Annotated in this window: 16 protein-coding genes and 2 pseudogenes; 10 read left to right on the forward strand and 8 right to left on the reverse strand. The window is 59.7% G+C overall.

Annotation, left to right across the window (positions count from 1 at the left end; all coding sequences use genetic code 11):
* The first annotated feature begins 7 nt into the window (after positions 1-7).
* Positions 8-223, forward strand: coding sequence for a hypothetical protein (locus DBR00_RS09990; RefSeq protein ID WP_108488363.1), 216 nt, complete (start codon positions 8-10; stop codon positions 221-223).
* A 49-nt stretch (positions 224-272) separates the two neighbouring features.
* Here the strand turns inward: DBR00_RS09990 and mnmH are convergent, their stop codons facing one another.
* Positions 273-1,376 (reverse strand): tRNA 2-selenouridine(34) synthase MnmH, encoded by a 1,104-nt coding sequence (gene mnmH, locus DBR00_RS09995; RefSeq protein WP_108488277.1) that lies wholly within the window; start codon positions 1,374-1,376, stop codon positions 273-275.
* The gene (gene selD / locus DBR00_RS10000) at positions 1,376-2,410 is read right to left on the reverse strand and encodes a selenide, water dikinase SelD (protein WP_108488278.1); all 1,035 of its coding nucleotides are present in this window, start codon (positions 2,408-2,410) and stop codon (positions 1,376-1,378) included. The genes mnmH and selD overlap by 1 nt, the downstream gene beginning before the upstream one ends.
* Before the next feature lie 220 nt (positions 2,411-2,630).
* Between selD and DBR00_RS10005 the strand changes: the two genes are divergently transcribed.
* The 3 genes from DBR00_RS10005 to DBR00_RS21020 all read left to right on the forward strand — a co-directional run bounded on the left by DBR00_RS10005 (position 2,631) and on the right by DBR00_RS21020 (position 6,978).
* Positions 2,631-4,274, forward strand: a complete 1,644-nt coding sequence (locus tag DBR00_RS10005) for a VRR-NUC domain-containing protein (RefSeq protein ID WP_108488364.1) — start codon at positions 2,631-2,633, stop codon at positions 4,272-4,274.
* A complete protein-coding gene (locus tag DBR00_RS10010) occupies positions 4,271-6,544 on the forward strand; it encodes an ATP-dependent DNA helicase (RefSeq protein WP_108488279.1) in 2,274 nt (757 codons plus the stop codon). Before DBR00_RS10005 ends, DBR00_RS10010 begins: the two co-directional genes overlap by 4 nt.
* Positions 6,545-6,651: 107 nt before the next feature.
* Positions 6,652-6,978, forward strand: a complete 327-nt coding sequence (locus DBR00_RS21020) for a hypothetical protein (protein WP_108488280.1) — start codon at positions 6,652-6,654, stop codon at positions 6,976-6,978.
* A gap of 147 nt (positions 6,979-7,125) precedes the next feature.
* Here DBR00_RS21020 and DBR00_RS21025 read toward each other — a convergent pair.
* The 3 genes and pseudogenes from DBR00_RS21025 to DBR00_RS10030 all read right to left on the reverse strand — a co-directional run.
* A pseudogene (locus tag DBR00_RS21025) lies at positions 7,126-7,248 on the reverse strand (ATP-binding cassette domain-containing protein); the annotation flags it as partial.
* 296 nt (positions 7,249-7,544) lie between these two features.
* Complete coding sequence (locus DBR00_RS10025) at positions 7,545-10,649, reverse strand: efflux RND transporter permease subunit (RefSeq protein WP_108488282.1); 3,105 nt, start codon at positions 10,647-10,649, stop codon at positions 7,545-7,547.
* On the reverse strand, positions 10,646-11,737 hold the full coding sequence (locus tag DBR00_RS10030) for an efflux RND transporter periplasmic adaptor subunit (protein ID WP_108488283.1): 1,092 nt from the start codon (positions 11,735-11,737) through the stop codon (positions 10,646-10,648). Before DBR00_RS10030 ends, DBR00_RS10025 begins: the two co-directional genes overlap by 4 nt.
* Positions 11,738-11,929: 192 nt before the next feature.
* Here DBR00_RS10030 and DBR00_RS10035 point away from each other — a divergent pair.
* Positions 11,930-12,304: pseudogene (locus tag DBR00_RS10035) on the forward strand (site-specific integrase); the annotation flags it as partial.
* Positions 12,305-12,316: 12 nt separating this feature from the next.
* Entirely contained in the window at positions 12,317-13,903 is a 1,587-nt protein-coding gene (locus tag DBR00_RS10040) for an ABC-F family ATPase (protein WP_108488285.1), read from the forward strand.
* Between the two features lie 74 nt (positions 13,904-13,977).
* Here the strand turns inward: DBR00_RS10040 and cysS are convergent, their stop codons facing one another.
* Positions 13,978-15,360, reverse strand: coding sequence for a cysteine--tRNA ligase (gene cysS / locus DBR00_RS10045; RefSeq protein ID WP_108488286.1), 1,383 nt, complete (start codon positions 15,358-15,360; stop codon positions 13,978-13,980).
* 62 nt (positions 15,361-15,422) lie between these two features.
* Complete coding sequence (locus tag DBR00_RS10050) at positions 15,423-17,087, reverse strand: glutamine--tRNA ligase/YqeY domain fusion protein (RefSeq protein WP_108488287.1); 1,665 nt, start codon at positions 17,085-17,087, stop codon at positions 15,423-15,425.
* Positions 17,088-17,393: 306 nt separating this feature from the next.
* On the opposite strand from DBR00_RS10050, the gene DBR00_RS10055 reads away from it, so the two are divergent.
* The 3 genes from DBR00_RS10055 to DBR00_RS10065 all read left to right on the forward strand — a co-directional run bounded on the left by DBR00_RS10055 (position 17,394) and on the right by DBR00_RS10065 (position 20,047).
* Positions 17,394-17,888: a peptidylprolyl isomerase gene (locus DBR00_RS10055; RefSeq protein ID WP_108488288.1), complete on the forward strand. Its 495-nt coding sequence runs from the start codon at positions 17,394-17,396 to the stop codon at positions 17,886-17,888.
* The gene (lpxH, locus tag DBR00_RS10060) at positions 17,885-18,613 is read left to right on the forward strand and encodes a UDP-2,3-diacylglucosamine diphosphatase (protein ID WP_108488289.1); all 729 of its coding nucleotides are present in this window, start codon (positions 17,885-17,887) and stop codon (positions 18,611-18,613) included. The genes DBR00_RS10055 and lpxH overlap by 4 nt, the downstream gene beginning before the upstream one ends.
* A 99-nt stretch (positions 18,614-18,712) precedes the next feature.
* Complete coding sequence (locus DBR00_RS10065; protein WP_108488290.1) at positions 18,713-20,047, forward strand: SPFH domain-containing protein; 1,335 nt, start codon at positions 18,713-18,715, stop codon at positions 20,045-20,047.
* A 50-nt stretch (positions 20,048-20,097) separates the two neighbouring features.
* Here the strand turns inward: DBR00_RS10065 and DBR00_RS10070 are convergent, their stop codons facing one another.
* Positions 20,098-20,703 carry a tRNA-(ms[2]io[6]A)-hydroxylase gene (locus tag DBR00_RS10070; protein WP_108488291.1) on the reverse strand — a complete coding sequence of 202 codons (606 nt, stop codon included), beginning with the start codon at positions 20,701-20,703 and terminating at the stop codon, positions 20,098-20,100.
* Positions 20,704-20,946: 243 nt separating this feature from the next.
* Here DBR00_RS10070 and DBR00_RS10075 point away from each other — a divergent pair, with 243 nt between their 5' ends.
* The gene (locus tag DBR00_RS10075; protein ID WP_108488365.1) at positions 20,947-21,810 is read left to right on the forward strand and encodes a universal stress protein; all 864 of its coding nucleotides are present in this window, start codon (positions 20,947-20,949) and stop codon (positions 21,808-21,810) included.
* Positions 21,811-21,851: the final 41 nt, after the last annotated feature.

Consider the following 21,851-nt stretch of genomic DNA (forward strand, 5'->3'; position numbering starts at 1 on the left):
ATCGCTTGTGAGCCGCACAACCCGGGAAATCTGTAAAACCCTCGATCAGGTAGCCTCACACAATGAGGCCGCGGCAGTGGCCGTAATGCGAGTGGCTGAAAGGATCGGTGATGAGATGCTCAGGCAGCAGCTACTCAATGTGATCCATCGCATGAACCTGGACGCCGCCCAACTACGCTTCACCCGTGAAAACCTTGCAGGTCAAAGCCTGAAACGCGCGTAAGGGGGTCTACCAGCCCCCCCGCATTGTGCACCGAGAGGTCCAAGTAGGACTATCCACGCGTACTCGTGCGGTCTTTCAGGTAACCGAGAACTTCGTCCTGGTCTCCAACAAACTCGATCCGCGCAGCTTTGTTCTCTCGCTGGTAGGCATACATCGGATCGTAGTACTCACGTAACAACCCCTCGATCCAGGCCCGTTGTAACGCCACAGTGCCCGTGCGCTGCTGTTCATCCAGCGCCGCTTGCATGATGGCCAGCAGGCGCTGGTAGCGCTCGCCGCCCAGGCGCTTCTGGATATTGCTCAGGCTTTGCAACAGGCGCTCGGCATAGCGCTGAAAGCCCTCTTCCTCACCGTGCAGGGCGATAAATTCGGCGCACAGGTTGACCACATAATCACGCAGGATGCGCTCGACACGGTCCTCGAAGGCATCTTCCAGCCACACCAGCGGGTACTGCTGCATGCCCTGGTACAGCGCCAGCGGCACGGTGCAGCTGCCGACCATGCGCCCTTCGTCTTCCAGCACAAACTGTTCGGTGCCACGGGCGCGCTGCTTGAGCAGATCAATGGCCAGGCGGTTTTCGAAGTCGATCTGCGCCGGCTGGCCGCTGGCGCGTTTTCCGAAACTGGAGCCACGGTGATTGGCATGGCCTTCCAGATCCAGGCTGTTATTGAGCTGCACCAGCACGTCGGTTTTACCGGTGCCGGTAAGCCCGCCGAGGATGACGAAATCGCACTCGGCCACCGCCTGCTGGGTGGTTTCCAGCAGGAAGCTGCGCATCGCCTTGTAGCCACCGATTATCCGCGGGTAATCGATACCGACTTCAGCGAGCCACTGCTGAGTGATCTGTGAGCGCAGACCACCGCGAAAGCAGTACAGATAGCCTTGGGGATTGGCCTTTGCAAACGCCGCCCAGGCCGCAACCCGCTCGGCCTTGACCTGACCGCTGACCAGTTGATGGCCGAGCGCGATGGCCGCGTCCTGGCCATGCTGCTTGTAGCAGGTGCCGACACGCTGACGCTCGCTGTCATCCATCAGCGGCAGGTTGAGCACACCGGGAAAGGCACCCTTGCTGAACTCGACTGGGGCACGGGCATCCATCATCGGCACATCATTGAGGAAGATGTCGCGGTAGTTGCTGCTGTTGTCGCGCATCACAGCACCTCGACCGCGTAGCGCTGTCGTTCAACCAGACGACCGATAGACGCCAGATTCAGGCCAAGCTCAGCAGCTACGGCGAGAAACTCTGCTTCGCCTTCAGGCGTCACCGCAATCAACAGACCACCGCTGGTCTGCGGATCGCACAGCAGATTCTGCTGCGCCTGGCTAATCGGTGCGATCTTCTCACCGTAGCTGTCGAAGTTGCGCAGGGTGCCGCCCGGCACGCAGCCCTCGGCCAGGTAGTAGTCGACCCCTGACAGGCGTGGCACAGCGGCGTAGTCGAGTTGGGCGGTGAGTTTGGCACCCTCGGCCATTTCTACCAGATGGCCGAGCAAACCAAAGCCCGTCACATCCGTCATCGCAGTGACCCCGGCCAGCTTGCCAAAACGCGAACCGGGCTTGTTCAGGGTACACATCCAGTCACGCGCCAGGCCGACATCCTCGGAACGCAGCTTGGCCTTCTTCTCGGCGGTGGTCAGGATGCCGATACCCAGTGGTTTGGAGAGGTACAGCTGGCAACCGGCCGTGGCGGTGTCGTTGCGTTTCATGTGCTTTTTCTCGACCACACCGGTCACTGCCAGACCAAAGATCGGCTCCGGCGCGTCGATGGAATGCCCACCGGCCAGCGGAATGCCCGCCTCATCACACACCGCGCGGCCGCCGCGAATCACTTCGCGGGCCACTTCCGGCGGCAGCAGATTGACCGGCCAGCCAAGGATGGCGATGGCCATCAGCGGATCGCCGCCCATGGCGTAGATGTCGCTGATCGCATTGGTGGCGGCGATGCGGCCGAAGTCGTACGGGTCATCAACGATCGGCATAAAGAAGTCGGTGGTCGACACCACACCGCGCTCGTCATCCAGGGCATACACCGCCGCATCGTCACGCGAGGCGTTGCCGACCCACAGCTTGGGATCAAGGTTCTGCGCGCCGCTGCCGGCGAGAATCACCTCCAGGACTTTCGGCGAAATCTTGCAGCCGCAACCGGCCCCGTGGCTGTACTGGGTCAAACGGATCGGATCGCTCATTGGCCAGGCTCTCAGCAAATCGGAAACAGGCGCGGATTCTAGCAGGCAGTCAGAAAATGCAGGCAAGACAAGCCGCCAGGCCTGTAAGCGGCGGTGCTGATATGTCCTTTGCATCAGTCGTATTGGTTCGCGCGTGATTTAAGCCGTGAGACGCCCCTTGCTGTTGATCAATCCGAGCTTAGCGCCGACAATCCTGTACAAGAATACAGTGATCATTGTTATGCAAGCCGCCCCCCTCCCCACAGAACTCTACTACCTCAGTAATTTTCGAGCCGCGCTAGCCTGGATCGAAGCACGCTATGCCGACCTGCTAACGGCCGAAGAGTACGGGTTTATCCGGAATTTTCAGGCCATGGCCTGGCCTTCCCAGGCATTACTGGTGCGCATGATCATGCGCAAAGGCTGCCACTTTCGGCTGAGCAAACTCGACTACCCGGAAATTGGTGACAGCCATAGAGCCTCTGGCGAATTGCTGGATTCTGGCTGGATTACCGAACAAGCGCTCTTGAGCCGCCATGAGATTGTCGAGTTGCTGCGCAAGGATGAAGTGCTGACTCACCTGCCGCTCACAGACCGGCGTGCAACCCAGAAAAAATCGGCCTTGCTCGAACAACTCAACGACCAGAACCAGCCCGCGAAAAAGTTCAGCGATTGGTGCCCAGCATTGGCTGATCGGCTGTTAAGCCTGACCGTGGGCGAGCTGTGCGACCGCCTGCGCCTGATGTTTTTCGGCAATCTGGCACAAGACTGGTCTGAATACGTGCTCGCGGATCTAGGAATCTATCGCTACGAGACGGTGGACATCAGCCCGGACTCACGGGGCTTTCAACATCGTCAGGATCTAGAGGACTACCTCTACCTGCGAACGCTGCGTACGGCTGTGGAAGAAGGTGCGGACCTTGAAACGGTCTGGCCTCCGCTGCTGGCCTTCAGCTCAGCGAATGCTCACTTGTGTGCGCGTCAGTCGCGCTTGCTGTTCCAGGTTGCCCAGATGCTGGAAAAAAATGGCGAACTGCAGCAAGCCCTGGCTTTATATCAACGCAGTATTCACGCCGAAGCGCGCTGGCGTCAGGTCCGCGTACTGGAGCACCTGGGCAGAGACAATGAAGCCTATGAGCATGCCCTGGCTTTCAGCGCTGCGCCTGGCAGTGATGAGGAGCGTCAGCGCCTTGAGCGTGCGCTCTCGCGGCTACGTCGAAAACTCGACCTGCCGCCGCAAATAGCGGCAGTAAGCGTTGCTGAAACACGTATTAATCTGCAGCTACCTAGACCGTTACATGGCAGCGTGGAAATCGCCGTGCGCGACCATTTCCATTGCGCGAACGCCCCGGTTCATTATCTGGAAAATACCCTGATCTGCAGCCTATTCGGCCTGCTGTGCTGGGATGCAATTTTTGCCCCGTTACCGGGCGCTTTTTTCCATCCGTTTCACAGCGGCCCGGTGGATCTGTACAGCCCAGATTTTTATACCCGCCGTCAGCAACTGTTTGAGCAGTGTCTACTGCATCTTGAACAGCCGGACTACATGCCGCATTTCAGGTCGCGGTATCAGGATAAATTCGGCCTGCAATCGCCCTTTGTGTTCTGGGACATGCTCACAGAAGAGCGTCTTGAATTGGCCTTGCTGTGTATTCCGGCGGCGCACCTGAGTGCCTGCTTCCGCCGCTTGTTACGTGATCTGAAGGCCAACCGGGCCGGTATGCCTGATCTGATTCAGTTCTACCCGGATGCGCGTCGCTATCGCATGATCGAAGTAAAAGGCCCTGGTGATCGCTTGCAGGATAATCAGAAGCGCTGGCTCAGCTTTGCGGCTGAACAGGGCATTCCCGTTGAGGTGTGTTACGTGAGTTGGCTGAGCACGTGAACTATCGCATTGCAGTCAGAGCGCTGTGTGAGTTCACAGCCAAGGTGGGTGATCTCGATCTGCGTTTCACCCCATCTCCCACGGCACAGGAGGGTATGGCTGGGCATCAGACCGTCGTCAGCCGGCGTGGTGAGGGCTACATCGCCGAATTGCCCTTGAGCGGCGTTTATCCGGGTTTGCAGGTGACCGGCCGTGCCGATGGCTATGACCCTGAGCAGCAGCGGCTCGAAGAGATCAAGACACACCGCGGTGATATCAGCCGTATCCCGACCAACCATCGTCAATTGCACTGGGCGCAGGTGAAAATTTATGGCTGGCTGCTGTGTCAGCAGCTTGAGCTGACAGAGCTTGAGCTGGCCGTGATCTATTTCGATGTTATGAGCCACGCCGAACACGCCTTCAGCGAACGGGTCCAGGCCAGCGAATTACAGGCCTTTTTTGCCCAGCAATGCCAACAGTTTTTGCGCTGGGCAGAGCGCGAGCAGGCCCATCGTCACGAGCGCGACATTTACCTGGAAAACCTGCAGTTTCCCTACCCGAGCTTTCGTCATGGCCAGCGGCAACTGGCTGAGGCGGTGTACCGCTCTGCGCGTGATGGTCACACGCTGATGGTTCAGGCCACCACCGGCATCGGCAAAACCCTGGGCACGCTATTCCCGCAATTGAAGTCAATCCCTGGCCAGCATCTGGACAGGCTGTTCTTTCTGACGGCCAAAACACCCGGCCGCCGCCTGGCGCTCGATGCGCTACAAAGCCTGCGCGAGCCGGCTGAGTGCATTCCGCTACGCGTCCTGGAACATGTTGCTCGTGATAAGTCCTGCGAGCACCCGGACAAAAGCTGCCATGGCCAATCCTGCCCGCTGGCGAAGGGTTTTTATGATCGTTTGCCCGCTGCGCGTCTTGCTGCATTAGCACAGGCCTGGCTGCCCCAAGCTCACGTACGCCGCATCGCGCTCGAACATCAGGTCTGTCCGTACTACCTGAGTCAGGAGCTTTGCCGCTGGGCTGATGTGGTCGTGTGCGACTACAACTATTACTTCGACATGAACGCTTTGCTTTACGGCCTGACGCTGCTCAATGAGTGGCGTATCGCGGTGCTGGTGGATGAGGCGCACAACCTGGTGGATCGCGCTCGCAGTATGTACAGCGCCGAGCTGCAACAAACCCAGCTGCACCAGCTGAGTCATTCGGCACCAGGGAGTATTCGCAGTGCCTTGCAACGTGTGGGCCGACACTGGGAACAACTCAACCGCGTACAGCAACAGGACTACCAAATCTATCCGGCCGTGCCAGATCTGTTCGTGGCCGCGCTGCAGAAAGCCGTTATGGCCATCACCGATCACCTCAGTGAGCAGCCCGACGGGCATCAACGCGAACTGCTTGAGTTCTATCTGGATGCCATGTTGTTCTGCCGCTTGAGCGAGGCGTATGGACCCCATTCACTGTTTGATATCACCCGCCAGCACGACAATGCACTCAGCCTCGACACCACGCTCTGCCTGCGTAACGTAGTACCTGCGCCATTTCTGGGTAGTCGTTTCGCTGATGCACACACCACCACACTGTTTTCCGCCACCCTGCGCCCTGCCAATTATTACCGCGACCTGCTGGGGCTGCCCGAAGAAGCCCAATGGCTTGATGTGGCCTCCCCCTTTGCCGCCGAACAGCTGCAAGTCCGTATCGTGCGCAACCTGTCCACTCGCTATCAGCATCGCGACTCGAGCCTCGCGCCGATCACCCGCATCATGGCGGAACAGTACCGCCGAGAACCCGGCAACTACCTGGCGTTTTTCAGCAGCTATGCCTACCTGGAGCAAGTGCGCCAGCACTTCATGGCCATGCATCCCGCCATTCCGGTCAGCGTGCAGACGCGCAGCATGAATGAAAGCCAGCGCCAGGCTTTTCTCGATAATTTCACGCTGCACTCAGAAGGAATCGGCTTTGTCGTGTTGGGCGGTGCCTTTGGTGAGGGTATCGATTTACCTGGTAAGCGCCTGATCGGAGCCTTCATTGCCACGCTGGGGCTACCGCAGGTCAACGAGGTGAACGAAGAAATCAAGGATCGCATGCAACAGATGTTCGGCACGGATCATGGCTACGACTACGCCTACCTCTACCCGGGTATGCAAAAAGTCATTCAGGCTGCTGGTCGGGTGATCCGCACAACGGCCGACCGAGGCGTGGTCTACCTGATGGATGACCGCTTTGCGCAAAGCAAACTCAAAGACTTGTTGCCGGCATGGTGGCAAGTCGAGCCTTACCGCGTATGAAGCCCGAGCCATATCGATCGATATCTATAATCGTATTTAAATTCAATCACTTACATATCGCCCAATACGTGTAGAATCCCGCGCCCGAAAATCCAGGAGACAACACATTGGCAATCCATTACTCCGTTTCCCAGGGCAATGTTGCATGCGGGCGCACAGGACTGAATCTGGACATGACCCAAGATGCCAAGCAGGCCTCCTGCAAACTGTGCCTGCGTACCCTTGAGAAGGAAGCGAGCGAGCCCGTGCGTAAGACCCCTACACTGGCGGAACTCCGAGCAGCGGCCAAGGCCGCGAAACAAGCTGTCGCAGCAAGTGCTTCCGCCACTCCATCCGCAACCTTGTCGCCTCGCGCCGAATGGCAGCAGCGCCTCACACAACTACCGGGCAAGCATCGCATGCCGCGCGGCCTGGCCCGTCAGGTTTTCGTATAGCCTGTCCTTTCCAGCGGGTTAGCGTGATTGCCCGCTGGCCCTAGCAGCCAACACATGCCGCAAGCGTAACGGCAACGCCTTTCAGGGCGATACTTGATCTGGTTCAGCCCAGGCAATACCCATGCAGCAAGCGCGCAGTGCTGAAGCGACGTTACGCGCGCGCACATCGCGGCTGGAGAAATCTTCGTCGTGGAACTCGATGCTGCCGCTGTCCGGTTTTGCCAGGCTGGCGATGATGCGCAGCAAAGTGGTCTTGCCACCGCCGGTTGGCGAACGCCTGGTGCGGCTGTTTGCCCACTGCGTGCCCGGTATCCAGGAGCGCGACCCCGGCGGACGTCCCCGCGCTCAGACCGTCACTCGAGCAATCGGCAGACCTGGAACCGCCTCGCGTGCTCGACGAATCGGCTCGCAAACGCCAGGCAATGGCGGCGTCAGCATGCCGGCAAGCACGGAAGCGGCCGCTCATGAACGCCCCCGCCGGGATGGATACTAGGACCTTTGTTGGCTCGGGGCCTGGCATAAACCTCTCGATCACTTCTGGACGCCAGGCCCAGGTTGATACCCAATTATGAATGTTGCAAGGGCTCGGGCTCTGACCGACTGCGCCGCCCCGTATCCCATTGCAGCAGGAGGGAAATGGCGCAAGGGAGCACAGTGAGAGTCACCACTGTCGCAATGAAGAGCCCGCCGATCACCGCGAAGGCCATGGGCCCCCAGAATATCTGCGACGCGATGGGAATCATGCCAAGGATCGCTGCGCAGGCCGTTAGCACGATAGGCCGTGCCCGGTGCGTCGCGGCCTGTACGATGGCCTCGCGCGGCGACTGGCCCGCGCCGACATTGATGTCTACTTCCTCAATGAGGATGATGGCGTTGCGGACGATCATGCCGACCAGGGCGATGACCCCGAGCTGCGCCACAAAACCCATGGGCGTTCCGGTCGGCAGCATGGCCAGGACCACTCCGATCAGGCCGAACGGTGCCATCGCCAGGGCGAGGAACATCCGCAAGAAACTGCGGAGCTGCAGCATCAGCAGCACGCACATCACGAGGGCGGTCAACGGCAGTACGGCGGCCAGCGAAGCGCTTCCCTTCGCGGCTTCTTCGACGGCACCGCCGGTTTCGACCTTGTAGCCCTTGGGCAGGCCGGCGGCGAAATGCGCGACGGCGGGCTCGAGCGCCTGTACGACGGTCGCCGCCTCGACGCCCTCACGAACGTCGCCCTGAACGGTGACCAGCGGGAGACGCTGCCTCCGCCAAATGATCGGATCCTCGACGCCGTAGCTGAGCCTGGCGATCTGCGACAGAGGGACGGCAACCCCATGGGCCGAGCGAATCTGCAGGTTAGCCAGAGTCGCGAGGTTGGTGCGCTCACCGATCTGCGCGCGGACGACCACGTCAACGAGACGATCCTGGTCGCGCACAGTGGTTACGGTCATGCCAGAGAAGATCAACGCCATGGCACTGGCGATCTCCTCGGAGGAAAGCCCCAGCGCCCGTGCCTGCGTCTGATCGATGGCGACGATGATGCTCCGTTGCGGTTCACCCGACAGCAGATGCACCTCGCGGGTATCCGTGTTTGTCGAGAGCAGGTTGGCAAGCTCTCCGGCCAGGTCACGCACCTTGCTCTGGTCGGGTCCCGTGACGCGGTACTTGAGGGGCCAGCCGACCGGCGGGCCGAGCTCGAGTGGCGTCGCCCGCGCGATGAGTCCCGGGAATTCCGTCTTGAACAGCCCGGCGAGCTTGGCCTGCAGTGCGTCACGTTCCTCAATGCCCTTGGTCACCACCACCGCCTGGGTCACATTGTCGTTCTGCAGCAGCACCTCCATAGGGAGGTAGAAGCGTATGGCACCGGAACCGACATAGGTCGAGAACAGCTCGACACCGGCGTCCTCCTTGAGCAGTTTCTCGAGTTTCAGTGCCTCCCGCTCCGTCGCCTCCAGCGACGCGTTCTGCGGCAGCATCAGGCTGACCAGGAGCTCCGGCCGGTCGGAGGGCGGGAAGAACTGCTGTTCGAGCTGGCCCGAGGCGACAAGCGACAGCGCGAAGGCCACGCCAGCCGAGGCAAGCGTGATCGCGCGATGCTCCAGAGCCCATGACAAGGCGCGCCGGTAGAGCCCCATGATCCGGCCATGGCCATGGCCATGATTCGGTAGGGATTTCGGCAGAAGCAAGGTGCCGAGCAAGGGCGAGAAAAGGACTGCGACCACCCAGGATGCGGATAGCGAAATCAATACCACCATAAACATCGAATAACAGTATTCACCCGCGCTCGAAGCGGCGAATCCGACCGGGATGAAGCCAGCGATCATCACCAGCGTGCCCGTCAACATTGGGAAGGCAGTCGAGTCGTAGGCGAAGCTCGCCGCTCGCTTGAGGCTCCAGCCCTCCTCCAGTTTTCCAATCATCGCCTCGACAGTGATCATCGCGTCGTCGACGAGCAGACCAAGGGCGATGATCAACGCACCTAGCGAGATGCGCTGCAGGCCAATGCCGGTGAGTTCCATACCGATGAAGGTCAATGCCAGGACAAACGGGATCGAGATGCTGACGACGAGGCCAGCGCGGACGCCGAGCGAAAGGAACGAGACGGCGAGCACGATCGCAATCGCTTCGGCCAGCATCTTCAGGAAACCGCTCACGGCCTGCTTAACAACGGTCGATTGGTCTGCAACCAGACGCATCTCGATGCCGTGGGGCAACGCCAGCCCTACCTCGTCCATGCGCTCTCGCACCGCTTCCCCGAATTCAAGCAGGTTGCCGTCGGAAGCCATGGAGATGGCGACGCCGAGGGCCTTCTCGCCGTTGACGCGGAACTGCGGCGATGGCGGGTCGGCCGGGATACGTCGGATAGTGGCCAGCTCAGTCAGCGGCACGAACCGGTCGTTCGCCCGTAGCGTCATGGCCCGCAGACTCTCCTCGGATTCGAAGCTACCGCTGACGCGCAGGGCGATCTTGTCGTCTGCCAGGCGCATCGTTCCAGCGGGGCTGACAGCGTTCTGAGCACTCAGAGCCCTCAGCACCGCCTGCTCGTCCAGGCCGTAGGCCGCCAGTAGACTGATGGAGAATTCGACGGCAATTTGTTCCTCCTGCACGCCCAGGAGCTGCACCTTGCCGATGTTCGGGATGCGCAGCAATTCCGCACGCACGCCCTCGAGGTAGTCGCGCAACTCCCGATCCGAGAATCCCTCGGCCGTGAACCCATAGATTTGGCCATAGGTGTCGCCGAATTCGTCGTCGAAGAACGGACCCTGGACCCCGCTGGGGAGGGTCACGGCGATATCGGCCATCTTCTTGCGCACCTGGTACCAGGCGTCGGGAACAATGTCTGCCGGCGCATCGTCGCGCAGGTTCACCATGATCACCGTCTCGCCCGGGCGCGTGTAGCTGTCGAGCCGGTCGAGCCAGGGGGTCTCTTCGAGCTTTTTCTCCAGGCGATCGGTCAGCAGCTTCGTCGTGTCATCGATGTTCGCGCCGGGCCAGCGTGCGGCCACCACCATGGTCTTGATGGTGAAGGCAGGGTCTTCGTTGCGGCTCAGTTTCGAATAACTCATCGCGCCGCCGAGCAGCGTGATCAGCATGAGGAAGAAGATCAGCGGCTTTTGAGCGATCGCCCAGGCCGAGAGATTGAAGCCGCTCTGCCCTTGCGGACCTGTCTTGCTCGAACTCATTTGGCCACCTCGCGGGCATCATAGGTGACTTTCTGGCCATGCCTGAGCTTGCTCACACCTGCGGTGACCACGGCATCGCCTTCGCTGAGCCCGGACTCGACCAACGCTTGCGTTGCCGTGTAGCGCGCCACCACCACCGGTTTACGGACAAGCTCCTGGCGAGCGGGATGGACCACGAACACCGCAGGATTGCCAGCCTCGCTCGTCAAGGCCGAGGACGGCAGGATGATGAGCGACTTACCGGGCAGGATCAGACGCCCTGTTACCGTGGCGCCCAGCGCCATGGTATCGGGTGCATCGGGCAGCGCGATACGGACGCGATAAGTGCGGGTCGCCGGGTCCGCAGTCGGACTGGCATCGCGGAGCCGGCCGATCACCTTGACTGAGGGATCGGATAGGAGCGCCACTTCGACTTGCACGTCGGAGGGCACGCTGGTGTAGATCCGCTCGGACACGTTGAAGACGGCATCGCGTTCATGGGTGGAAGACAGCTTGATCGCCGGCTGACCGACATCGACGACCTGACCGGCATTGACCAGGACCGCGCTGACGATGGCGTCGTCGGGCGCACGGAGCTCGGTGTAGGTCAGCTTGTTGCGGGCGGTCTGCAGTCCCGTTCTGGCGACATTGAGCTTGGCGTTGGAGGCACGCCAGTTGGCCTCGGCTTCCTCGACCCGCGCCCGCGCGACGAACTGCTTGGCGAAGAGGGTGCGCTGTCGATCAAGCTCCGACTTCGCTAATCCTTCCACTGCCTCGGCACTCTTCACCTCGGCCTCGGCGGTCAGCACTTCGTTCTGAACGTCGCTCGGATCGAGTGTCGCCAGAACCTGCCCCTTGACGACACTCATGCCGATCTCCGCGATACGGGTCGCGACGCGGCCGTCGATGCGGAAGCCGAGGTTAGTTTCGACATTCGCCTGGATTTCGCCCGTTTGGGCGACCTCATCGCCGATGGAGACAGCCTTCGCAATGACCGCGCGCACGGGACGCGGCGCCTCCGTCGTTTGTATTTCCTCCTGACACCCCGTCACTACCATGACCAGGCTGCAGGCATAACCGCAGAACAGGAATGTCTTAATTAGCTTCATCTCGGGTTTCCTTACTCAAGCACGAGCAAAAATGAGCGACGCACACACTCCCGGAGTTCTGTGCGTGCGGCGCTGAAAATCGGTAGAGCCTTTCATAGCACGAACCTATGAAGCATGCATTGCTGTGCTGATGCTCTGAGCAGTGAAATAAAGTGGACAGATTTATTTGTCTCTGAATCGCCCCTAGGCGATGCCGAGGAATACGCAGAGCGCCGGAGAAAAAGTGCGGGAAAAGCCACCGGTACTCCGTTTATCTTCCCGCCATCAAAGAACAACGAGCTCGCAAAGCAGACGTCTGATTTGCATCACCAGTGGCGTCCAGCCCTGAAAGCGTTGGGTATCGGCTACAGGCCGCCATACAACTGCCGTCACACCTATGCGACAATGTGCCTAATGTCCGGAATGAACCCCGCCTTTATCGCTCAGCAACTTGGCCATAGCGTCCAGATGCTGCTGCCTACGTATGCGCGCTGGCTTAACTCTCGGAACGATTGGGACGAGCTGAATAAGCTTAAAACTGCCCCAAGCGTGGCCCAAGGACAAAATCAGCCGCCGCTAAGCCCTTGATAGGTAAGTATTTTGATTTCAACCGCAAATATCACCATGCAATTCGGCGCCAAGCCGCTCTTTGAAAACGTGTCTGTGAAGTTCAATAACGGCAACCGCTATGGCCTGATCGGTGCCAACGGCTGCGGTAAATCGACCTTCATGAAAATTCTCGGTGGTGATCTGGAACCCTCCGCAGGTCAGGTGATGCTGGAGCCGAATGTGCGCCTGGGAAAATTGCGCCAGGACCAGTTCGCTTACGAAGAATTCAACGTAATCGACACCGTGATCATGGGCCATGCCGAGCTGTGGAAGGTCAAGGCCGAGCGTGACCGCATCTATTCGCTGACTGAAATGAGCGAAGAAGACGGTATGAAAGTCGGTGAACTCGAAGGCGAGTTCGCCGAAATGGACGGCTACACCGCCGAGTCACGGGCTGGCGAGTTGCTGCTGGGCCTGGGTATTCCGCTGGAACAGCATTTCGGCCCGATGAGCGAAGTGGCCCCTGGTTGGAAACTGCGCGTATTGCTGGCCCAAGCGCTGTTTTCCGACCCGGATGTGCTGCTACTCGACGAGCCAACCAACCACCTGGACATCAACACCATCCGCTGGCTGGAAAACATCCTCACGGCGCGCAACAGCACCATGATCATCATTTCCCACGACCGCCACTTCCTTAACTCGGTCTGCACCCACATGGCCGACCTGGATTACGGCGAGCTGCGCCTGTTCCCAGGCAACTATGACGAGTACATGACCGCTGCGACCCAATCGCGCGAGCAACTGCTGGCCGACAATGCCAAAAAGAAGGCACAGATCGCCGAGCTGCAGACCTTCGTCAGCCGCTTCTCGGCAAACGCCTCGAAAGCCAAGCAGGCCACCAGCCGCGCCAAGCAGATCGACAAGATCCAGCTGGCCGAGGTCAAACCATCCAGCCGCGTCAGCCCGTTTATCCGCTTCGATCAGAATAAGAAACTGCATCGCCAGGCGGTAACCCTCGACAAGCTGTCGAAGGCATTCGACGACAAGGTGTTGTTCAAGAATTTCAGCTTCACCATCGAAGCCGGCGAGCGCGTGGCGATCATCGGCCCTAACGGCATCGGTAAGACCACCCTGCTGCGCACCCTGGTCGGTGAAATGACCCCGGACGCCGGCACGGTGAAATGGACCGACAGTGCCGAACTGGGCTACTACGCCCAGGACCACGCCCACGATTTCGAAGCCGATGACACCCTCTTTGAGTGGATGGGCCAGTGGACCCAGGGCGAGCAGAACATTCGCGCTGCACTGGGCCGCATGCTGTTCTCCTCCGATGAAATCCAGAAGTCGGTCAAGGTGTTGTCCGGTGGTGAGCAAGGCCGCATGCTGTTCGGCAAACTGGCCTGCCAGAAGCCCAACGTGCTGCTGATGGACGAACCGACCAACCACCTCGACATGGAATCCATCGAGGCGCTCAACCTGGCACTGGAAAACTACCCGGGCACGCTGATCTTCGTCAGTCACGACCGCGAGTTCGTCAGCTCCCTGGCCACGCGCATCATCGAGCTGTCGGACAACGGCGTGACCGACTTCAGCGGCAGCTATGACGACTACCTGCGCAGCCAGGGTGTGATCGTCTGACCCTTGCGCTATCGGCAAACAAAAAGCCCGCTCATTGAGCGGGCTTTTTGTTTGCCTCAGGAAGGCTCAGCGACTCAATCAGCCAGGCGCCAGGTAGTACCGCCCTTGCCGTCTTCCAGTACTACGCCCATGGCGGTGAGCTGATCGCGAATACGATCGGACTCGCCCCAGTTCTTCTCGGTGCGGGCCTGCAGACGCGCAGCGATCAATGCCTCCACCTCGGCCGCATCGACCTTACCGGCAGCACCGGCCTGCAGAAAGGCTTCAGGCTCCAGCTGTAACACACCCAGCACTCCAGCCAGCTCCTTCAAGCGCGCGGCCAGACCAGCAGCAGCCTGCACATCGCTTTCACGCAGACGGTTGATCTCGCGGGCCAGCTCGAACAACACCGCGCAGGCTTCCGGCGAGTTGAAGTCATCATCCATCGCTGCCGCAAAGCGCTCGACAAAAGCTTCGCCACCCACCGGTGTAGCATCAGGCAGGCCCTTGAGTGCGTTATAGAAGCGCTCCAGCGCCCCTTTGGCTTCGCGCAGGCTGTCTTCAGAGTAGTTGATCGGGCTGCGGTAGTGGCTGGACACCAGCAGGTAGCGCACCACTTCCGGGTGATACTTCTCCAGCACCTCACGAATGGTGAAGAAGTTGCCCAGGCTCTTGGACATCTTCTCGCCGTCCACGCGCACCGCGCCGGCATGCATCCAGGCATTGGCGTAGAGCTTGCCAGTAGCCGCCTCGCTCTGAGCGATCTCGTTTTCGTGGTGCGGGAATACCAGATCCGGTCCGCCACCGTGAATATCGAAAGTCTCGCCCAGGCAGCAGGTCGACATCACCGAGCACTCGATATGCCAGCCCGGACGGCCGGCACCCCAAGGCGATTCCCAGCTTGGTTCGCCGGGTTTGACGCCTTTCCACAGGACGAAATCCAGCGGGTCCTGCTTGGCTTCGTCGACTTCAATGCGCGCACCGATCTTCAGGTCTTCAATCTTCTTGCGCGACAGCTTGCCGTATCCGACAAACTTGCCCACCCGGTAGTACACATCACCATTGCCAGGCGCATAGGCATACCCCTTGTCGATCAGCGTCTGAATCATTGCGTGCATGCCGGCGATATGCCCGGTGGCACGCGGCTCCTGATCGGGACGCAACACATTCAGCCGCGCCTCGTCTTCGTGCATGGCCGCGATCATACGTTCAACCAGCGCTTCAAACGGTTCGCCGTTCTCATTGGCGCGCTTGATGATCTTGTCGTCAATGTCGGTGATATTGCGCACGTAGGTCACTTCATAGCCACGGTGGCGCAGCCAGCGAGTCACCACATCAAACGCCACCATCACCCGCGCGTGACCGATATGACAGAAGTCGTAAACCGTCATGCCGCACACATACATGCGCACCTGGTTACCCACCAGCGGTTTAAAGACGTCTTTGCTTTTGGTCAGCGTGTTGTAGATCGAGAGCATCGGGGTTCCTTGGAAAACCACGGGCCAGTGCGCTGGCCCGGTCTATGACGCGTCCGGCTTGATTAAGCCCAGGAATCGCGCAGCGTTACGGTACGGTTGAAGACGGGTGCACCTGGCTTGCTGTCCTTAATGTCGGCACAGAAGTAGCCTTCGCGCTCAAACTGGAAGCGCTCTTCCGGTGCAGCCTCAGCCAGGGATGGCTCGGCACGACAACCCTTGAGCACCACCAGTGAATCCGGGTTGATGTTGTCGAGGAAGCTGCCGCCCTCTTCGTCCTTCTCCGGGTTGGCGGAGCGGAACAGGCGGTCGTACAGGCGCACTTCGCACTCAACGCTTTCAGCCGCTGGCACCCAGTGAATCACGCCTTTGACCTTGCGGCCTTCCGGGTTTTTGCCCAGGGTGTTTTCGTCGTAGCTGCAGCGCAGTTCGACAATATTGCCGTCGGCATCCTTGATCGCCTCATCGGCGCGAATCACGTAGCTGCCGCGCAGTCGCACTTCGCCGCCCGGAATCAGGCGTTTGAAGCCGGCCGGCGGGACTTCTTCGAAGTCGCTGGCATCGATATAGATTTCGCGGCTGAACGGCAATACACGCACGCCCATGTCCTGCTTGGGGTGGCGCGCCAGCTCTAAGTTCTCGACCTGGCCTTCCGGGTAGTTGGTGATGACTACTTTTAGCGGTTTCAGCACGCACATGGCGCGTGCGGCATTGGCGTCCAGGTCATCACGAATGGCGAACTCCAGCATGCCAATATCGACCACGCCGCCAGCGCGGTTGACACCAATCATGTCGCAGAAGGCGCGGATCGACGCCGGGGTGTAGCCGCGACGGCGGAAGCCCGACAGGGTCGACATGCGCGGGTCGTCCCAACCATTGACGTGCTTCTCGTCAACCAACTGCTTGAGCTTGCGCTTGCTGGTGATGGTGTAATTGAGGTTCAAGCGCGCAAATTCGTACTGACGCGGCTGCGCCGGCACCGGCAATTGCGCCAGGAACCACTCATACAGCGGACGGTGATCCTCAAACTCCAGGGTGCAGATCGAGTGAGTGATGCCTTCGATGGCGTCCGATTGACCGTGGGTGAAGTCATAGCTCGGGTAGATGCACCATTGGTCACCGGTCTGGTGGTGGTGAGCATGACGAATGCGATAGAGGATCGGGTCACGCAGGTTGATGTTCGGCGAGGCCATGTCGATTTTCGCGCGCAGCGAACGAGCGCCATCGGCGAACTCGCCCGCTTTCATACGGGCGAACAGATCAAGGTTTTCCTCGACGCTGCGCTCTCGGAACGGGCTGTTCTTGCCCGGCTCGGTGAGGTTACCGCGGTAAGCGCGCATTTCTTCTGCGTTCAGGTCGCAGACAAAGGCCTTACCCGCCTTGATCAGTTGGATGGCCCAGGCATGCAGCTGGTCGAAATAGTTGGAGGCATAACGCTCCTCGCCCGCCCACTGAAAGCCCAGCCACTGCACGTCGCTCTTGATCGCGTCGATGTATTCCTGGTCTTCCTTGGCCGGGTTGGTGTCGTCAAAGCGCAGGTTGCACTCGCCACCAAACTCTTTGGCCAGGCCGAAGTTCAGGCAGATCGACTTGGCGTGACCAATATGCAGGTAGCCATTGGGCTCCGGCGGAAAACGGGTGATGATTTTCGCGTGTTTGCCGGAATCCAGGTCGGCCTGGACGATGGGGCGAAGGAAATTAGCGGCGGCGACGGTTTCTGGCTTGCTCATGGGGTCCTTGGCGAGTGCGGGGCACGATTCAGAGCCTGTTCACAACCTTGCGAGCTAGAGCTAAACGGTGGCGAAAATAGCCGAGGAAGCGGAGTTTACGACTGTAAATGAGCATTCCGAGGCGGCTTTCAACGCCATTTAGCCAACGCGCAGTAGGTTGTGGACAGGCTCTCAGGGTAGGCCGGCTTATACAAAGCGCTTATCATAGCCGAAGCTGTCAACCCCCTGACAGGCCCAAGAGCCGCCGCAATGCCCTTTGCTGGAAATTCGGCGTCTCACGGATTTATCGACAGAGCGATTACCTCCATGATCAAGCTGCACACCAACCACGGCGTTATCACCCTCAACCTGTTCGAAGACAAAGCCCCGGAAACCGTGGCCAACTTCAAGCAATACGTTAAAGAAGGTCACTACGACAACACCGTTTTCCACCGCGTGATCAGCAACTTCATGATCCAAGGCGGCGGTTTTGAGCCGGGCATGAAGCAGAAAACCACCCGTGCCCCGATCAAGAACGAAGCCAACAACGGCGTCGCCAACAAGATCGGCACCGTGGCCATGGCCCGTACCATGGAGCCGCATTCGGCCTCCGCGCAGTTCTTTATCAACGTTTCCGACAACAGCTTCCTCAATCACAGCGCGCCGACCGTTCAGGGCTGGGGCTATGCGGTGTTCGGTGAAGTGGTGGAAGGCATGGACGTGGTCAACGCCATCAAGGCTGTTGCCACCACCAGCAAATCCGGTCACCAGGATGTACCGGTTGATGATGTAGTCATCGAGCGTGCCGAGATCGTTGAGTGATTCTACTGATCTCCGATCTGCATCTTGAACAGGAGCGCCCGGATATCAGCCGGGCGTTTCTGCATTTTCTTGAAACCCGCGCGATCCAGGCTCAGGCGCTGTACATCCTGGGTGACTTCTTTGAAGTGTGGATTGGCGACGATGCCATCACCCCTTTCCAGCGCACGATTGCCCAGGCCTTGCGCCAACTCAGCGAGTGCGGCACACGCATCTACCTGATGCATGGCAATCGCGACTTCATGATCGGCAAAGCGTTCTGCCGCGAAGCAGGCTGCACTCTGCTACCCGACCCCAGTGTGATCGAACTGAATGGCCAGCGCGTGATGCTGATGCACGGCGACAGCCTGTGCACCCAGGACGTGGGCTACATGAAGCTGCGCCGTTGGCTGCGCAACCCGCTCTCGCTGTTTATTCTGCGCAATCTGCCCCTGCGCACCCGACAGAAGCTGGCGCGTAAACTGCGCAATGAAAGCCGCACCCAGACGCGTATGAAAGCCAGCGAAATTGTCGACGTCACCCCGAACGAAGTACCGCGCATCATGGCCGAGCACGGTGTGCGCACACTGATTCACGGCCACACCCATCGCCCGGCCACCCATGACCTGCAGGTGAACGGCCAGGCGGCGCAACGCATTGTGCTTGGCGACTGGGACAAGCAGGGGTGGGCACTGCAGGTCGACAGCCAAGGCTTGCGGCAAAGCGCCTTCGATCTTGAACCTGCGTGAAACTTTGACGGTGCGCACAAAGCGCTGAGCGCCCCCTCTTGACGGACGATTCGCCGATCATCAGCATCGACGCCCTCAAAACGCCATCAGGGACCGATCATGTTGATCAGCAAGGAACACATCCTCAAATATGCCATTGCCCCCGCCGCGCTGGTTGCCGTGGGCTTTGTCAGCTTCAACAGCGTGTTCTTCTATAACGAAGCCGGTTTCGCCACCCACGTACGCACCATTTTTGGTGAGGAAAAGGTCGTCGATGATGTGGGCTACGCGACCAAATGGTTCGGCCGTGCCACCGCCTGGAAAAAAGCCCTCAGCGTGCAATCGGTACTGACCGAAGCCCTGGCCATCGACGACAGCAGTGACAACGACTCGCTCGGCGCGACCATTGAAGCCTTCCCTATCGTGTTTCTCGGCAACGTTGACGCCAAAGTCGAGTCTTCTGCGCGCTTCCGCCTGCCTGCGGGTGAGCAATTCCTGAAAATCGCCCAGGAATATCGCAACCCGGAGAACTTCATCAAAACAGCCCTGGTTCCGGCCATTAAAGAAACACTGCAGGCCACAGCGTCGCTGATGAGCGCTGACGACTTCTATGCCGGCGCACGCAGCGAGTTCGCCGCTGAGTTTGAAAACCAGCTGAATGACGGCCTGTACCTGATCAAACGCAAGGAAGTGCGTGGTCCGCGTGGCCACCAGCCTACTCAAACCGCAATCCTGCAGGCCGGTACCGAACAGGGCGTGTTCGGCGACAACAACGCCAGTCAGTTCGTCACCGAGAAGGTCATGGACAGCAAAGGCATCCCAGTCCGCAAGCAGCAGCAGTTCCGCAAATACGGTGTGGAAGTGGTGGAGGCGCGCATCACCAACGTTGACCCCAACCCGCAGTACAAGCAGCGCATGGTAAAGGTGCAGCAAGCCCTGGCTGAGCTGGCCGTGGCGCGGCAGAACCGCCTGAAGGAAGAAGAAGAGAAGCTGCTGGTAACTGCCCGCGGTGAAAAGGAAGTGGAAGCGCGCCGCCAGGAAACCCTGCGCGACCAGATTGAACGCACCACCCAGGCAGAAACCGAGAAGCAACTGGCGATCATCAACGCCGAGCGGGAAAAAGGCCGCGCCGAAATCGAGAAACAAACCGCCGAACTGCTGCGCGACAAGGCCGCCATCACCGCCGACGCCACCAAGATCACCGCCGACGCTGAAGCCCATGCCCGCGAAGCGGTGATCAAGGCGGACGGCGCGCTGCAACCCAAACTGGATGCATTGATCGCGATCAACAAGGTCTGGGCCGAAGCGGCTGCTCAAGCACCGGTACCGAGCGTGATGATGGGCGGCGGTAGCGATGGCGCCAGCAGCCGCCAGGATGAAATCAGCCAGCTGATGGGAGTGCTGGCGACCAAGGCCGCGCGCGACCTGTCGCTGGATCTGAAAGTACAGCAGTAAACAACACACCCTCGCCCACCCAAAAAGCGCCCGATTGGGCGCTTTTTGCTTTAGCGCGGCGGCACACCGCTGTGAAAGCGAAACTCGGTGTCCGGCGACTCGATCAGTTCACGCTCCACCGCCCTCACCCGTTCAATCGCCTGATCAACATCACGGGCATCGCCGTATTGGTAAGCCAGCTTCAGATAATTTTGAAAATGCCGCGCTTCGCTTTTCAGCAAACCGAAGTAGAACTTACCCAACTCTTCATCCAGATGCGGCACCAGAGCCTCGAAACGCTCGCAGCTACGCGCCTCGATAAACGCACCGACCACCAGGGTATCCACCAGCTTATGCGGCTCGTGGGTGCGCACCACTTTGCGCAGCCCCGAGGCGTAACGGGCCGCCGACACCGGACGCAGGCCGATCTTGCGGCGCTTCATGATGCGCAACACCTGCTCGTGATGCACCAGCTCCTCACGGGCCAGGCGCGACATGGCGTTGAGCAGGTCAGCATAGGTGCTGTACTTGGCCATTAAACTCAACGCCGTGCTGGCGGCCTTGAACTCGCAGTTCTTGTGGTCAATCAGCAGCGTCTGCTGATCAGCCAAGGCGGCGGTGATCCAGGCATCCGGCGTGCGGCAACCGAGAAATTCGTGAATCTCCGGTAAGTTCATGACGGGACACCCACTACCGGACAAAGCGCGGCCTGAAGTGCAAAACAGCGTAGCAATTCGTCGATTTCGGCTAACAGATACATAAATTCACAAAAATGGGCGGGCTTGAGTGGTGCGGCTAATAGGCGAGCATTATACGAATGAGCGCGCCAACAGCCACTGGATTGACATTGGTCAAGCACAGGGCAACTGACGGCGATCTATAGTGATAAGCAGTTCAACTGATTGCACATGGAGATGATCATGCAAGCTATACGCAGCATCCTGGTGGTAATGGAGCCCAATCACGCCGAAGACTTGGCGCTCAAACGCGCCAAGCTAATTGCCGGGGTGACGCAGTCGCACCTGCACTTACTGGTGTGCGACAAGAAGAGTGATCACAGCGGCTACCTGCGCGATCTCACTGGTCTGCTCAATAGCGAAGGGTTCAGCGCCTCCGGTCAACAGGCCTGGCATGAAAACCCGCACCAGACCATCGTCAACGTGCAGCAAGCTGAGGGCTGCGGCCTGGTGATCAAGCAGCACTTCCCCGACAACCCGCTGAAAAAGGCCCTACTGACGCCGGATGACTGGAAACTGCTGCGATACTGCCCAGCCCCGGTGCTGATGGTGAAAACCGATAAACCCTGGGCCGGTAGCGTGATTCTGGCGGCGGTCGATGTTGGCAATGCCGATGGCGAACACCGCACCTTGCACACCAGCATTGTCAGCCATGGTTTCGACATCGCTGCCCTGGCCAAAGCCGAACTGCATGTGATCAGCGCACACCCGGCGCCCATGCTCTCGGCAGCCGACCCGACCTTCCAGCTGCGGGAGACCATCGAAGCGCGCTACCGCGAGCAATGCAAGGCCTTCCAGGCCGAATACGAGATCAGCGATGAGCGCCTGCATGTCGCCGAAGGCCCGGCCGATGTACTGATCCCGCACACCGCTCGCGAACTCAATGCGGGGGTCACCGTGATTGGCACCGTGGCACGAACCGGGCTGTCCGGTGCACTGATCGGCAACACGGCCGAGGTGATTCTCGATTCACTGGAGAGTGACATCCTGGTGCTCAAGCCAGACGACATCATTGCTCATCTGGAAGACCTGGTCGCCCAACGCTAAGGCCGCCCAGCAACGGAAAAGCCGCCCATCGGCGGCTTTTC

The sequence above is a fragment of the Pseudomonas sp. HMWF032 genome (assembly GCF_003060885.1).
Classification (GTDB): Bacteria; Pseudomonadota; Gammaproteobacteria; order Pseudomonadales; family Pseudomonadaceae; genus Aquipseudomonas.

What these genes read in the sequence shown, in the direction of transcription:
- DBR00_RS10050 (WP_108488287.1), bottom strand. Translation starts at nt 17,087, where the DNA reads ATGAGCAAGCCAGAAACCGTCGCCGCCGCTAATTTCCTTCGCCCCATC.
- DBR00_RS10025 (WP_108488282.1), bottom strand. Translation starts at nt 10,649, where the DNA reads ATGAGTTCGAGCAAGACAGGTCCGCAAGGGCAGAGCGGCTTCAATCTC.
- DBR00_RS10075 (WP_108488365.1), top strand. Translation starts at nt 20,947, where the DNA reads ATGCAAGCTATACGCAGCATCCTGGTGGTAATGGAGCCCAATCACGCC.
- DBR00_RS10065 (WP_108488290.1), top strand. Translation starts at nt 18,713, where the DNA reads ATGTTGATCAGCAAGGAACACATCCTCAAATATGCCATTGCCCCCGCC.
- cysS (WP_108488286.1), bottom strand. Translation starts at nt 15,360, where the DNA reads ATGCTCTCGATCTACAACACGCTGACCAAAAGCAAAGACGTCTTTAAA.
- DBR00_RS10030 (WP_108488283.1), bottom strand. Translation starts at nt 11,737, where the DNA reads ATGAAGCTAATTAAGACATTCCTGTTCTGCGGTTATGCCTGCAGCCTG.
- DBR00_RS10070 (WP_108488291.1), bottom strand. Translation starts at nt 20,703, where the DNA reads ATGAACTTACCGGAGATTCACGAATTTCTCGGTTGCCGCACGCCGGAT.
- selD (WP_108488278.1), bottom strand. Translation starts at nt 2,410, where the DNA reads ATGAGCGATCCGATCCGTTTGACCCAGTACAGCCACGGGGCCGGTTGC.
- mnmH (WP_108488277.1), bottom strand. Translation starts at nt 1,376, where the DNA reads ATGCGCGACAACAGCAGCAACTACCGCGACATCTTCCTCAATGATGTG.
- DBR00_RS10005 (WP_108488364.1), top strand. Translation starts at nt 2,631, where the DNA reads ATGCAAGCCGCCCCCCTCCCCACAGAACTCTACTACCTCAGTAATTTT.
- DBR00_RS10055 (WP_108488288.1), top strand. Translation starts at nt 17,394, where the DNA reads ATGATCAAGCTGCACACCAACCACGGCGTTATCACCCTCAACCTGTTC.